This window comes from Gluconacetobacter tumulisoli, from assembly GCF_014174155.1.
In the GTDB taxonomy this organism is placed as follows: domain Bacteria; phylum Pseudomonadota; class Alphaproteobacteria; order Acetobacterales; family Acetobacteraceae; genus Gluconacetobacter; species Gluconacetobacter tumulisoli.
On record NZ_JABEQM010000001.1, the window covers coordinates 310,667 to 323,542 of the forward strand.

Here is a 12,876-nt window from a genome sequence, read left to right on the forward strand (position 1 = left end):
GATGGTGCCCGAAGGATGCCAAAAAACTGGTTTGCAGAGGCGACGCCTCTGGCGGGGCGCGGGAGAGCGCCCCGCGTTTTCAGACCCGTCGGACGATATAGGTCTTCGACAGTTCGCCCATGATGTCCAGCGCGTGCGACGGATCGCGGGCCTCGATCATCACTTCCAGTTCCGCCGCCTGAACGCTGGGTGCGGTGAACAGGCGCTGGTGCGAGACCTCGATGATGTTGCCCCCGGCCTCGCCGATGGTGCGCGAGATGTCGGCCAGGATGCCCGGCCGGTCGGGGATTTCCATCTTCAGGCACAGCAGCCGTCCGTCGCGCAGCAGCGACCGCAGCAGGGTGTTGGCCAGGATTCGGCTATCGATGTTGCCGCCGGTCACCGGTAGGGCGATCCGTTTGCCCTGGAACAGTTCAGGATAGGTCAGCACGGCCGCCAGCGCGGTGGCGCCTGCGCCCTCGCTGACCTGCTTGGCGCCCTCGGCCATCAGGGTGATCGCGTCCTCGACCGCGCGTTCGGGCACCACCAGCACGCGCGACACATGATGGCGGATGACCTCCAGCGGCTGGCGGCCGATCTGCAGGACGGCGATGCCCTCGGCGATGGTGGCGCCGCCGGTGGGCATGATTTCGTCGCCGGGAAAGGCGGACAGCGACGAATGGCTTTCGACCTGCACGCCAACGACATCTATGCCCGGGCGAAGGGCGGCGGCCACGACCGCGCAGCCCGACAGCAGGCCGCCGCCGCCGATCGGACCGACGAACATGTCCAGCGGCCCGGCATCCTCGAATAGTTCCAGCGCGAACGTGCCCTGGCCGGCCATGACCGCCGGATCGTCGTAGGGGTGGACGAACACGCGCCCTTCGCGCTGGCACAAGGCGTTGGCGTGGGCGGTGGCCTCGGCGAAGCTGCTGCCTTCCAGGACGACGCGCGCGCCCCAGGCGGCGGTGCGCGTCACCTTGGCCGCCGGGGTGAAGCGCGGCATCACGATGACCGCGTCGATCTCCAGCAGGGCGGCATGGCGGGCCACGCCCTGGGCATGGTTGCCGGCGGATACGGTGATGACGCCGCGTTCGCGCTCCGCCGGGGTCAGCAGCGCGAGCTTGTTGGCGGCGCCGCGTTCCTTGAACGATCCCACCGCCTGCAGATTGTCGAGCTTGAGCACGATATCCGCGCCCGTCGCCTTCGACAGGGCATGCGACGGCACGGTGGGCGTCCGCAGGATGCGCCCCTCGATGCGGGACGCGGCCGCGCGCACGTCATCCAGGGTGATCATGCCCGTCCTCAGCATGTCCATGCCCTCAGCCGTAGGTGACGGCCAGGATCTCGTAGGTCCGATCCCCGCCGGGGGCCGGGACGGATACCGAATCACCGATCCGCTTGCCGATCAGCGACTTGGCGAGCGGCGAGGAAATGGACAGCAGGCCCTGCTTGATGTCGGCCTCGTGCACGCCGACGATCTGGTAGGTCGCTTCCTTGTCGGTTTCCTCATCGACCAGACTGACCTGGGCGCCGAACTTCACCTGGTCGCCCGACAGGGTCGCGGGGTCGATCACCTCGGCCGAGGAGACGATGTCCTCCAGTTCCAGGATGCGGCCCTCGGTGAAGGACTGACGGTCGCGCGCGGCGTGATATTCGGCGTTTTCGGACAGGTCGCCATGGCTGCGTGCCTCCGCGATCGCGCGGATGATGGCCGGGCGTTCCTCACTCTTGAGCCTGCGAAGTTCTTCTTCCAGCCGCTGCAGGCCCTTGCCTGTCATCGGAAATTTCTGCAAGGCGCATCCCCGGGGTGAAGGTCAGTCGTGCGACTGACATAAAAATTGCCACAAGAACGTCCCGCATAGACCGAGCGCGCCGGGGCAGGGGCCGGAGAACCGGTCCCCGCCCCGGCGTCGGTGCGGTACGCTCAGAACGATCCGCTAAAGTAGGATTGAAGAGGCGCGACTTCAAGCGGTCCTTCCCGCATTGCCGAAATCGCGTGGGTCGCGGCGCGGGCCCCGGCGATGGTCGTGAAGTGCGGGATGCCCAATGTCAGGGCCGAACGGCGGATATCGAAGCTGTCCGTGACCGATTGCGCGCCCTGGGCGGTGTTGATGACCATCTGCACGTCGCCCGACCGGATGGCGTCCACGCAGTTCGGCCGCCCTTCCAGCACCTTGTTCACCACGTTGACCGCCACCCCGGCGTCGCGCAGGCGCTGGGCGGTGCCGCGGGTCGCCAGGATGGTGAAGCCCATGTCCACCAGGCGGCGGGCCAGCGGGGTGACGGCTGCCTTGTCGCTGCCGCGTACGGACAGGAACACCACGCCCGACAGCGGCAGGCGCACGCCGGCGGCCAGCTGCGACTTGGCGAACGCGCGCTCGAACGAGGCGTCCAGTCCCATGACCTCGCCGGTCGAGCGCATTTCCGGGCCGAGGATCGTATCGACGTTGGGGAAGCGGTTGAAGGGGAACACCGCCTCCTTCACCGCGACATGCGGGGCGACGGCGCGGTCGTCCAGGCGGAATTCCGCCAGCTTCGCCCCTGCCATGACGCGCGCGCCGATCTTGGCGACGGGAACCCCGGTGGCCTTGGCGACGAACGGCACGGTGCGCGAGGCCCGGGGATTGACCTCCAGGACGAAGATCTCCTGGTCCTTGATGGCGTACTGGACGTTCATCAGCCCGACGATGCCCAGTTCGCGGGCCATCGCCTCGGTCTGCGCCTTCAGCTCGGTCACGATGGCGGGCGACAGCGTATAGGGCGGCAGCGAGCAGGCGCTGTCGCCGGAATGGATGCCGGCTTCCTCGATATGCTCCATTACCCCGGCGACATAGACGCTGTGGCCGTCGGCGATGCAGTCCACGTCGGCCTCGATGGCGTCGTTCAGGTAGCGGTCGATCAGGACGGGGCCCGAGGCGACGTCGTGGCCCGCCAGTTGCAGCGCCACGCGCATGTAACGTTGCAGGCTGGCACGGTCATGGACGATTTCCATCGCCCGGCCGCCCAGCACGTAGGAGGGGCGGACCACCACCGGGTAGCCGATGCGCTCGGCCACGTCCTCGGCCTCGGCCGGGCTGCGGGCGATGCCGTTGTCGGGCTGGCGCAGGCCCAGCCGGTGCAGCATCTGCTGGAAGCGTTCGCGGTCCTCGGCGCGGTCGATGGCGTCGGCGGGCGTGCCCAGCAGGGGAATGCCCGCCGCCTCCAGCGCGCGGGACAGCTTCAGCGGCGTCTGGCCGCCATATTGCACGATGCAACCCAGAACGGTGCCCGCCGCCTGCTCGCGCCGGATCAGGGCGATCACGTCCTCGGCGGTCAGCGGCTCGAAATACAGCCGGTCGGACGTGTCGTAGTCGGTGGACACGGTTTCCGGGTTGCAGTTGACCATGATGGTCTCGAACCCGGCCTCGCGCAGGGCATAGGCCGCATGGACGCAGCAATAGTCGAATTCGATGCCCTGGCCGATGCGGTTGGGCCCGCCGCCCAGGATGACGATCTTCTGCCGGTCGGTCGGCCGGCTCTCGCAATCCGGCACGCCGAACCCGCCTTCGTAGGTCGAGTACATGTAGGGCGTGGCCGAGGCGAATTCGCCCGCGCAGGTGTCGATCCGCTTGTAGACCGGGGTCACGGCCAGTCGGTCGCGCAGGGATGCGATCTCGACGGCGTCGGTGCCCGACAGGCGCGCCAGCTGCACGTCCGAGAAGCCCAGCGCCTTCAGCCGGCGCAGGGAATGGGCGTCCTCGGGCAGGCCGTCGCGAACGATGGCGTGCTCGGCCGCCACGATCTTCTGCAATTCGCGCAGGAACCAGGGTTCGAACCGGCAGGCCGCCTGGATTTCCTCGATGCTGAGGCCGGCGCGCAGGGCTTGGGCCGCCATCAGGATCCGTTCCGGACGGGGCTGCGACAGCGCGGCGCGGAAGGCGTCCGGGCCGCCATCGCCGGGGGCCTCGACCGGGTCCAGGCCGGTCAGGCCGGTTTCCATCGACCGCAGCCCCTTCTGCAGGGCCTCGGGGAACGAGCGGCCGATGGCCATCGCCTCGCCCACCGATTTCATGCTGGTGGACAGCAGGGCCGGGGTGCCGGGGAATTTCTCGAACGTGAAGCGGGGGATCTTCACGACGACATAATCGATCGTGGGCTCGAACGAGGCCGGGGTGGAGCCGGTGATGTCGTTGGCCAGTTCGTCCAGCGTGTAGCCCACTGCCAGCTTCGCCGCGATCTTGGCGATCGGGAAGCCCGTCGCCTTGGACGCCAGCGCGGACGAGCGCGAGACGCGGGGATTCATCTCGATGACGACCATGCGGCCGTCGGCGGGGTTGACGCCGAACTGCACGTTCGACCCGCCGGTATCGACGCCGATGGCGCGCAGGCACGCCAGCGAGGCGTCGCGCATCCGTTGGTATTCCTTGTCGGTCAGCGTCAGTGCCGGGGCGACGGTGATGGAGTCACCGGTATGCACGCCCATCGGGTCGATGTTCTCGATCGAGCAGACGATGATGCAGTTGTCCGCGCTGTCGCGGACGACCTCCATCTCGTACTCCTTCCAGCCCAGGACCGATTCCTCGATCAGGACTTCGGTGGTGGGCGAGGCGTCGAGGCCGGAGGCGACGATCTGGTCGAATTCCTCGCGGTTATAGGCGATGCCGCCGCCCGAGCCGCCCATGGTGAAGGACGGGCGGATGACCGTCGGCAGGCCGATCTGCTCCAGCGCCGCGCGGGCCTCGTCCAGCGTATGGGCGATCAGGCTGCGCGGGCTTTCGATGCCGATGGCGTCCATCGCCTCGCGGAATTTCTGCCGGTCCTCGGCGCGGTCGATGACCTCGGCGTTCGCGCCGATCAGTTCGACGCCCTGCGCCGCCAGGAAGCCCGACTTGTCCAGCGCCATGGCGGTGTTCAGCGCCGTCTGGCCGCCCATGGTCGGCAGGATGGCATCCGGCTTTTCACGCAGGATGATCCGCTCGACGAATTCGGGGGTGATCGGTTCCACGTAGGTGGCGTCCGCCAGGCCCGGATCGGTCATGATCGTCGCCGGGTTGGAATTGACCAGGATGACCCGGTACCCTTCCTCGCGCAGCGCCTTGCAGGCCTGCGCGCCGGAATAGTCGAATTCGCACGCCTGGCCGATGACGATCGGGCCGGCGCCGATGATCAGGATGGATCTGATGTCTGTCCGTTTGGGCATGGGTCGACTTTCAGGCGGTCGGTGTGGTGCGGTCGATCAGGGCGACGAAGCGTTCGAACAGGTAGAAGCTGTCCGACGGACCGGGGCTGGCCTCGGGATGGTACTGTACCGAGAAGGCTGGCAGCCGGTCCGAGGCGATGCCTTCGTTCGATCCGTCGAACAGGCTGGTGTGCGTCACGCGCACGCCCTCGGGCAGGCTGGCCTCGTCCACCGCGAAGCCGTGGTTCTGGCTGGTGATCTCCACCCGGCCGGTGGACAGGTCCTTGACCGGCTGGTTGGCACCGCGATGACCGCGCGCCAGCTTGTAGGTCCGCGCCCCCAGCGCCAGGGCCAGGAGCTGGTGGCCCAGGCAGATGCCGAAGACCGGCTTGCCGGCGTCCAGCACGCCCAGGATGGCCGGCACGGCGTATGCGGCGGTCGCCGCCGGGTCGCCCGGGCCATTCGACAGGAACACGCCCTCGGGGTCGTGGGACAGGATCTCGGCCGCCGTCGCGGTGGCCGGGACGACGGTCACGTCGCATCCGGCGCTGACCAGGCAGCGCAGGATGTTGCGCTTCGCCCCGTAATCGACGGCGACGACGCGGCGCCGACGCGCGGGCGGCGTCTGCGTGCCGTGCGGCCAGGTCCAGGTGCCCTGGTCCCAGGAATAGGCGGCGGCGCAGGTGACATCCTTCGCCAGGTCCATGCCCTCCAGCCCCGGCCAGGCGACGGCCCGGGCGCGCAGGTCGTCCAGATCGAAAACGCCATCGGCGGGATAGGCCAGGATGGCGGTCTGCGGGCCGCCGTCGCGCAGGCGCAGGGTGATGGCGCGGGTATCGACGCCGCAGATGCCCGGCACCCCCTGCGCGGCGAGCCAGGCCCCGAGCGGCCGGGCGGCACGCCAGCTGGCGGGTTCGGTCAGGTCCTGCTTGACCACCAGGCCTCGGGCGGCGATGCGCGCGGCCTCGTCGTCCTCGTCATTGGTGCCGACATTGCCGATATGCGGGAAGGTGAAGGTGATGATCTGCCCGGCGAAGGACGGGTCGGTCAGTGTTTCCTGGTATCCCGTCATGCCGGTGGAAAAGCACAGCTCGCCGATCGCCGCGCCGTCGGCGGGGGTGTGCGCGCCGAAGCCGCGCCCCCACAGGATGGTGCCGTCCGCCAGGACCAGGGCGGCGGTGGCGCCTGCCGGCGGCCGTGCGGCGCTGGGGGTGGAAGAGGGGGAGGCAGTCATCTGGGTCTCCGCTCGGTCGGACGGGCTGTCGGGTTGCAGGTCGGAAAGGGCCAGGCCGGTCTGGCGCAGGATGACCGTCCAGTGCTTGGGCGGAATCGCGCGGGCCTGCCGCCATTTGCGGATGGCCTCGGTACTGACGCCGGTCAGGCGGGCGGCATTGTCCGCGCCCCCCAGGCGTTCAATGATGTTTTCGACCGTCATCGGCATGGAGAATTTTTCCTTCCGGGATTATCTCCTACCAGCGTCCGGGTGGGCTGGGAAGAAAATTCCCACCCGATTCCGGATGGAAGATGTGGGAAGAATATTCCATGCGGGCGGTCCAACCGGCCGCCGGATTTACAGGAGATACGGGATCATGTCGCTGCGCGCACGTTTCATGGATGACCTCAAGGCGGCGATGAAGGCGGGCGATGCCGGGCGCGTCGGCACGCTGCGCATGATTTCGGCGAAAATAAAGGATGCCGATATCGCCGCCCGGCCCCGTGGCGTTGACAAGATCGGTGATGACGAGGTGGTCGCCGCCTTGCGCGGCATGATCAAGTCGCGCGTCGAATCGGCCGCACTGTACCGCCAGGGTGGCCGGGCCGAACTGGCCGAAAAGGAGGAAGCCGAGATCGCGACGATCCGCGCCTACCTGCCGGCCGAACTGGATGCGGCGACGCTGGAGGCGGCGGCGCGGGAGGCGATCGCCGGCGTGGGCGCCACGGGGATGAAGGACATGGGCCGCGTGATGGCCGAGCTGAAGACCCGTTTCGGCGCCGTGCTGGACGCCGGCCGCGCCAGCGCGGTGGTCAAGTCCCTGCTGGCCGCCTGACGCGGCCTTGGCCCTCGATCCCGCCTTCCTGGAGGAGCTTCGCGCCCGCACGCCCATCGCCTCGGTGATCGGGCGGCGGGCGAAGCTGACCCGTTCGGGGCGGAACTGGAAGGCATGCTGCCCCTTCCATGGGGAAAAGACGCCCTCTTTCTATGTCTATGACGATCATTTCCACTGCTTCGGCTGCGGCGCGCATGGCGATGTCATTTCCTTCGTCATGCAGAGCGAAGGCCGGTCGTTTCCCGAGGCGGTCGCCGAACTGGCGGGCGAGGCCGGGCTGGAGGTGCCACGCCCCGGGCCCGTCCAGCGCGAGGCCGAGAAACGGGCCAGGACCCTGTCCGACGTGCTGGAGGCCGTGCAGGCCGCATGGACGCGGCGCCTGAATGCGCCGGAGGGACGCGCGGGCCTAGCCTATCTGCGGGGCCGGGGCCTGACGGACGAGACGATCGCGGGGTTCGGCCTGGGGTGGTCCGGCGACGGGCGGGGCGGGGTGCTGGCGGAATTGCAGGCGCAGGGCATCGCGCCCGACCTGGTGGCCCAGGCCGGCCTGATGCGGCTGGACGAGGACGGGCGGCCGAAGGGGGAATTGTTCTTCAACCGGGTGACCTTTCCGATCCGCGACCGGCGCGGCGCGCTGGTGTCGTTCGGCGGGCGGATCCTGGGCGACGGGCAGCCGAAATACCTGAACGGTCCCGAGACCGCGCTGTTTTCCAAGCGGCGGACCCTGTTCGGCCTGGACCGCGCCCGGGCGGCGATACGGACGGCCCGTCCGCGGGGGGCACCGCCGGTCGATCTGGTGGTGGTCGAGGGGTACATGGATGTCATCGCCCTGCACCAGGGCGGCTTTCCCGGCGCGGTGGCGCCGCTCGGCACCGCCCTGACCGCGGAGCAGATGGAAGCCCTGTGGCAGGTGTCGGCCGCGCCGGTCCTGTGCTTCGACGGAGATGCCGCCGGGCGGCGCGCGGCGGTGAAGGCGGCGGAGACGGGGCTGCCGATGCTGGACCTGAACCGGACGCTGCGCTTCTGCACGCTGCCGGAAGGCGAGGACCCGGACAGCCTGCTGCGCACCCAGGGCGGACGCGCGGTCGCGACCCTGCTGGAGGGCGCCCGGCCGGTGGGCGAGGTGCTGTTCGACCTGCTGACCGAAGGCGTGCGCGACCCGGGACCGGAACAGCGCGCGGCGCTGCGCCGCCGCCTGACCGAAGCCGCCGCCCTGATCGGCGACAAGGGGCTGGCGGCGGAATATCGCAGCACGCTGCTGGACCGGTTCTTCGAGACCTTCCGCCGTCGCGCCGGTTCGGGGGGGCGGGGAAGCAAGGGCGCGGGCGCGGCGCCGCGCCCGGTCCGCGTCATGGAACGGCCGCCGCTGGATGCGCAGGCGACGATGCATGAACGCATGCGCATCCTGACCGCCATCCTGCTGCGCCATCCGCATCTGCTGCCGGAGGTCGAGGACGCCTATTGCCGGCTGGACCTGCCGCCGGGGCTGGCACGGGTGCGGGCCGGGCTGATGGACCTTGCCGCCGCGGGCGACCTGCCGGACGCCGAGGCATTGGCTGCCGGCCTGGACGCGGCCGGTCTGCGCGACGAGCGCCAGGCCGTGCTGGCCACCCGGCCGCTGCCACTGTCGCTGAGTGCGCCGGACACCCTGATGGCCGTCGAGATCGGCCAGGAATGGTGGCATTTCTATGCGCTGCTGAATGTCCGGCAGTTCGGGGCGGACATTCGCGCCGATACGGAGCGCCTGTGTACCGGCACGCTGGACGAGCGGGCCTGGAACAGCCTGCGCACGCGCCTGCTGGCGTGGGAGGCCCTGCGACGCGGTGAAATCGACCCGGACGAGGGGTGAGGTTTTTCGCCCCCGGGGGCGCCGGCCCTTGACTTCAACGCCCGAATCGACCACCTGCACGACACTGTAATTGTCAGATGCGATAGAATGGCCGTTTCGTGTCCGTTCGTGCGCCATGTCTTCATGGAGGCGGGGCCGGCATGCCGAAACAGGCCGTCATGTCGTCGCGGGGCGGACGCCGCGGCAGCGTAGCAGGTAGGGATTAGGCAGGCGATGGCGACAAAGACAGCCGCGGGTTCGGAAGCGACTTCTGGCGAACAGGATAACGACACCACTCTGCTGGACACGCAATCCGGAGCCGTCAAGAGGCTGATCGCCCGAGGCAAGGAACGCGGCTACATCACGTTCGATGAGCTGAATGCCGTCCTGCCGCAGGACCAGATGTCGTCGGAGCAGATCGAGGACGTCATGGCGGTGCTGTCCGAAATGGGCATCCAGGTCGTCGAGAACGAGGACAACGACGACACCGAGACCGCCCGCGAGGAGAAAGCCGAGGAGCCGGATTCCGAGGCCGAGGAAGGTGGTGCCGCCGGCAACGTCGATACCGAGAGCCTGGGCCGGACCGATGATCCGGTCCGTATGTACCTGCGCGAAATGGGTTCGGTCGAACTGCTGTCGCGTGAGGGCGAGATCGCCATCGCCAAGCGGATCGAGGCCGGCCGCGACGAGATGATCGGCGGCCTGTGCGAAAGCCCGCTGACCTTCAGCGCCATCATTTCCTGGCACGACCGCCTGAAGGCGGGCGAGATGCTGCTGCGCGACATCGTGGACCTGGAGGCCATGCAGTCCGGTGGGGCCGGTCCCGACGTGGAGGAGGCCGAGGACGGGGCCGAGCCGCCGGAAGAGGCGAGCTTCGACGCCGGGACCGAGAGCGAGGACGGCGAGGAAGGCGAGGGCGCCGGCCTGTCGCTGTCGGCGCTGGAGGAAAAGCTGAAGCCCGAGATCCTCGTGCGGTTCGAGGAAATCGAGGAGCTCTACTCCCGGCTGCAGAAGCTGCAGTCCAAGCGCCTGGAGGCCCTGACCTCGGGCGCCGAAATGTCGGACAAGTCCGAGAAATCGTACGAGAAGCTGCGCGAGGAGCTGGTCGGCAAGGTCCAGCAGGTGCATCTGCACAACACCCGTATCGAGGTGCTGGTGCTGCATCTGAAGGAGATCTTCCAGCGTCTGAACGGCCTGGAAGGCCGGATGCTTCGCCTGGCCGAGAGCACCAAGGTCTCGCGCGAGGACTTCCTGATCAAATATCGCGGCAGCGAGCTGGATCCGGGCTGGATGGACATGGTGTCCGCCCTGCCGGGCAAGGCGTGGAAGAATTTCGTCGCCAAGCACGCGGCGACGGTCATGACCCTGCGCGGCCAGGTTGCGGCCCTGTCGCAGGAAACCGGCCTGCCGGTCGGCGAATTCCGACGTGTCTATGCCACCGTGTCGCGCGGCGAGCGGGATTCGGCGCGGGCGAAGAAGGAAATGATCGAGGCCAATCTGCGCCTCGTGATCTCGATCGCCAAGAAATACACCAATCGCGGCCTGCAATTCCTGGACCTGATCCAGGAGGGCAATATCGGCCTGATGAAGGCTGTCGATAAATTCGAATATCGTCGCGGCTATAAATTCTCGACCTACGCCACGTGGTGGATCCGCCAGGCGATCACCCGGTCGATCGCCGACCAGGCGCGCACCATCCGCATCCCGGTCCATATGATCGAGACGATCAACAAGCTGGTCCGGACCTCGCGCCAGATGCTGCACGAGATCGGGCGCGAGCCGGCGCCCGAGGAACTGGCCGAGAAGCTGGGCATGCCGCTGGAGAAGGTGCGCAAGGTCCTGAAGATCGCCAAGGAGCCGATCTCGCTCGAAACCCCGATCGGCGACGAGGAAGACAGCCATCTGGGCGATTTCATCGAGGACAAGACGGCGGTCATTCCCCTCGACGCCGCGATCCAAACCAACCTGCGCGAGGCGACGACGCGCGTGCTGTCGTCGCTGACCCCGCGTGAGGAGCGTGTGCTGCGCATGCGCTTCGGCATCGGCATGAACACCGACCACACGCTGGAGGAAGTCGGCCAGCAGTTCAACGTGACGCGCGAACGTATCCGCCAGATCGAGGCCAAGGCGCTGCGCAAGCTCAAGCACCCGAGCCGCAGCCGCAAGCTGCGTTCGTTCCTTGACGATAACTGATCCGGACCTCATGGACGGCCTGACCCGAACCGCCGAACCCACGACCCGCGCGGCGGTAGACGTGACGTTCCTGTGCATGGACCGTCCGCCCGCCGGCCTGGCGCCGGTGCTGCCGGACGGGTATCGCATCGTCCATCACCCGGCCCCCGACATCGCGTTCTATCGCCACCTGTATGACGGGGTGGGGCAGGATTACTGCTGGTGGCTGCGCCGGACCCTGCCGGACGCCGAACTGGGCGCGCTGCTGCGCGATCCCGGTACCCGGGTGAACGTGTTGTGGCAGGGCGAGCGGATCGCCGGGTTCTTCGAACTGGACTGCCGCGTGGCCGGAGAGGTGAACCTGGCCTATTTCGGCCTGATGCCCGACCAGATCGGGCATGGGGTGGGGCGGGCCTTCCTGCGGGCCGCGATCGACGCCGCCTGGGCGTTCCAGCCGGCCAGTGTCCGGGTGAACACCTGTTCGGCCGATCATCCGCGGGCATTGGATACCTACCTGCGCGCCGGGTTCCGGCAGGTCCGCACCATGCGCGAAATCTGGGACATTCCCGACGCGCTGGGTCTGGTCGTGCCTCCCGCCCTGCGCCCTTGAGAGCCTGACCGGAAATACGCGCTGACGGCGATCCGACGCGCGTTTCCTGTGCTTCGGTGCTGACGGCCATCAAGGCCGCTCTCGCTCGCCAGCGCACCTTTCCGGTCAGGCTGCGAGGGGCCGAGAGCCGATTTTTCGGCCCGTGGCGGAGTTTTTCCTTGTGGTGGGGCGGCGTTCGTGCTTCACACCCCTCCTTCCCTGCCAGGGCGCGGCATCGCCCCGGCTATACCCATGCCCCGCGGGAGGGGCGCCGTGCGGACCGTGTCCGTGGCGGTCGGGTTGACCATATCCGAAGGGAGTTCCCATGCCGTTATATGAAACTGTTTTCATCGCGCGCAATGACGTGTCGCAGCAGCAGGTCGAGGCCGTCGCCGACGGGATCGCCAGCCTGCTGGAAACCGAAGGCGGCGCCGTCAAGAAGCGCGAATATTGGGGCCTGCGCAGCCTGGCCTATCGCATCAAGAAGAACCGCAAGGGGCATTACATGCTCCTGGGTCTCGATGCGAAGCCCGAGACGATCAAGGAAATCGAGCGCCAGCTGAGCCTGAACGAGGACGTGATGCGCGTCCTGACCCTGCGCGTCGACGAGATCGACGAGGCCCCGTCCGTGATCCTGTCCCGCAAGGGCGACGAGCGCGAGCGCGGCTTCCGTGGTCCGAAGCCCACCGGCCGGTTCGAGAGCGGACGTGGCGGCGGTGGCGGTGGCCGTCGTGGCTATGACGATCGCGAGGAGTTCCGGGCGCGCGGCGAGCGTGAAGACGCGCGCGACACCGACGGCGAAGCGGAGTAAGAATCCATGTCCGACACCACCGAGATCAATCCCGCCGCCCGCCGCGTGGCCGTGGGTGCCCGCCGGCCGTTCTATCGCCGCCGCAAGTCCTGCCCGTTCTCCGGCCCGAACGCGCCGAAGATCGACTACAAGGACGTGCGTCTGCTGAGCCGCTTTCTGTCCGAGCGTGGCAAGATCGTCCCCAGCCGCATTACCGCGGTGTCCGCGAAGAAGCAGCGTGAGTTGGCCCAGGCGATCAAGCGGGCCCGCTTCCTGTCCCTTCTGCCCTATATCGTCGGCTGAGGAGAC

At 68.2% G+C, this 12,876-nt stretch carries 10 protein-coding genes; 6 read left to right on the top strand and 4 right to left on the bottom strand.

Features of this window, described 5'->3' with window-relative positions:
- Positions 1-79: 79 nt before the first annotated feature.
- From HLH28_RS01440 to carA, 4 genes are all read right to left on the bottom strand, one after another.
- Positions 80-1,276 (bottom strand): threonine ammonia-lyase, encoded by a 1,197-nt coding sequence (locus HLH28_RS01440; RefSeq protein ID WP_182953852.1) that lies wholly within the window; start codon positions 1,274-1,276, stop codon positions 80-82.
- A gap of 25 nt (positions 1,277-1,301) precedes the next feature.
- Positions 1,302-1,775 (bottom strand): transcription elongation factor GreA, encoded by a 474-nt coding sequence (gene greA / locus HLH28_RS01445; protein ID WP_182953422.1) that lies wholly within the window; start codon positions 1,773-1,775, stop codon positions 1,302-1,304.
- Between the two features lie 131 nt (positions 1,776-1,906).
- Positions 1,907-5,161, bottom strand: a complete 3,255-nt coding sequence (carB, locus tag HLH28_RS01450) for a carbamoyl-phosphate synthase large subunit (protein WP_182953424.1) — start codon at positions 5,159-5,161, stop codon at positions 1,907-1,909.
- A 10-nt stretch (positions 5,162-5,171) separates the two neighbouring features.
- Entirely contained in the window at positions 5,172-6,581 is a 1,410-nt protein-coding gene (gene carA / locus HLH28_RS01455; RefSeq protein ID WP_182953427.1) for a glutamine-hydrolyzing carbamoyl-phosphate synthase small subunit, read from the bottom strand.
- Positions 6,582-6,729: 148 nt separating this feature from the next.
- On the opposite strand from carA, the gene HLH28_RS01460 reads away from it, so the two are divergent.
- From HLH28_RS01460 to rpsR, 6 genes are all read left to right on the top strand, one after another.
- Positions 6,730-7,188 carry a GatB/YqeY domain-containing protein gene (locus HLH28_RS01460; protein ID WP_182953429.1) on the top strand — a complete coding sequence of 153 codons (459 nt, stop codon included), beginning with the start codon at positions 6,730-6,732 and terminating at the stop codon, positions 7,186-7,188.
- Between the two features lie 7 nt (positions 7,189-7,195).
- Positions 7,196-9,037, top strand: a complete 1,842-nt coding sequence (gene dnaG / locus HLH28_RS01465) for a DNA primase (RefSeq protein WP_182953431.1) — start codon at positions 7,196-7,198, stop codon at positions 9,035-9,037.
- A gap of 213 nt (positions 9,038-9,250) precedes the next feature.
- A complete protein-coding gene (gene rpoD / locus HLH28_RS01470) occupies positions 9,251-11,209 on the top strand; it encodes an RNA polymerase sigma factor RpoD (protein WP_182953433.1) in 1,959 nt (652 codons plus the stop codon).
- A 10-nt stretch (positions 11,210-11,219) separates the two neighbouring features.
- Complete coding sequence (locus tag HLH28_RS01475) at positions 11,220-11,798, top strand: GNAT family N-acetyltransferase (RefSeq protein WP_182953436.1); 579 nt, start codon at positions 11,220-11,222, stop codon at positions 11,796-11,798.
- A 304-nt stretch (positions 11,799-12,102) separates the two neighbouring features.
- A complete protein-coding gene (gene rpsF / locus HLH28_RS01480) occupies positions 12,103-12,588 on the top strand; it encodes a 30S ribosomal protein S6 (protein WP_182953438.1) in 486 nt (161 codons plus the stop codon).
- Positions 12,589-12,594: 6 nt separating this feature from the next.
- Positions 12,595-12,870 carry a 30S ribosomal protein S18 gene (gene rpsR, locus HLH28_RS01485; RefSeq protein WP_182944436.1) on the top strand — a complete coding sequence of 92 codons (276 nt, stop codon included), beginning with the start codon at positions 12,595-12,597 and terminating at the stop codon, positions 12,868-12,870.
- Positions 12,871-12,876: the final 6 nt, after the last annotated feature.

Coding starts and splice junctions, on each gene's coding strand:
- HLH28_RS01440 (WP_182953852.1), bottom strand. CDS start 1,276: ATGATCACCCTGGATGACGTGCGCGCGGCCGCGTCCCGCATCGAGGGG.
- carB (WP_182953424.1), bottom strand. CDS start 5,161: ATGCCCAAACGGACAGACATCAGATCCATCCTGATCATCGGCGCCGGC.
- carA (WP_182953427.1), bottom strand. CDS start 6,581: ATGCCGATGACGGTCGAAAACATCATTGAACGCCTGGGGGGCGCGGAC.
- HLH28_RS01460 (WP_182953429.1), top strand. CDS start 6,730: ATGTCGCTGCGCGCACGTTTCATGGATGACCTCAAGGCGGCGATGAAG.
- rpoD (WP_182953433.1), top strand. CDS start 9,251: ATGGCGACAAAGACAGCCGCGGGTTCGGAAGCGACTTCTGGCGAACAG.
- HLH28_RS01475 (WP_182953436.1), top strand. CDS start 11,220: ATGGACGGCCTGACCCGAACCGCCGAACCCACGACCCGCGCGGCGGTA.
- rpsF (WP_182953438.1), top strand. CDS start 12,103: ATGCCGTTATATGAAACTGTTTTCATCGCGCGCAATGACGTGTCGCAG.
- rpsR (WP_182944436.1), top strand. CDS start 12,595: ATGTCCGACACCACCGAGATCAATCCCGCCGCCCGCCGCGTGGCCGTG.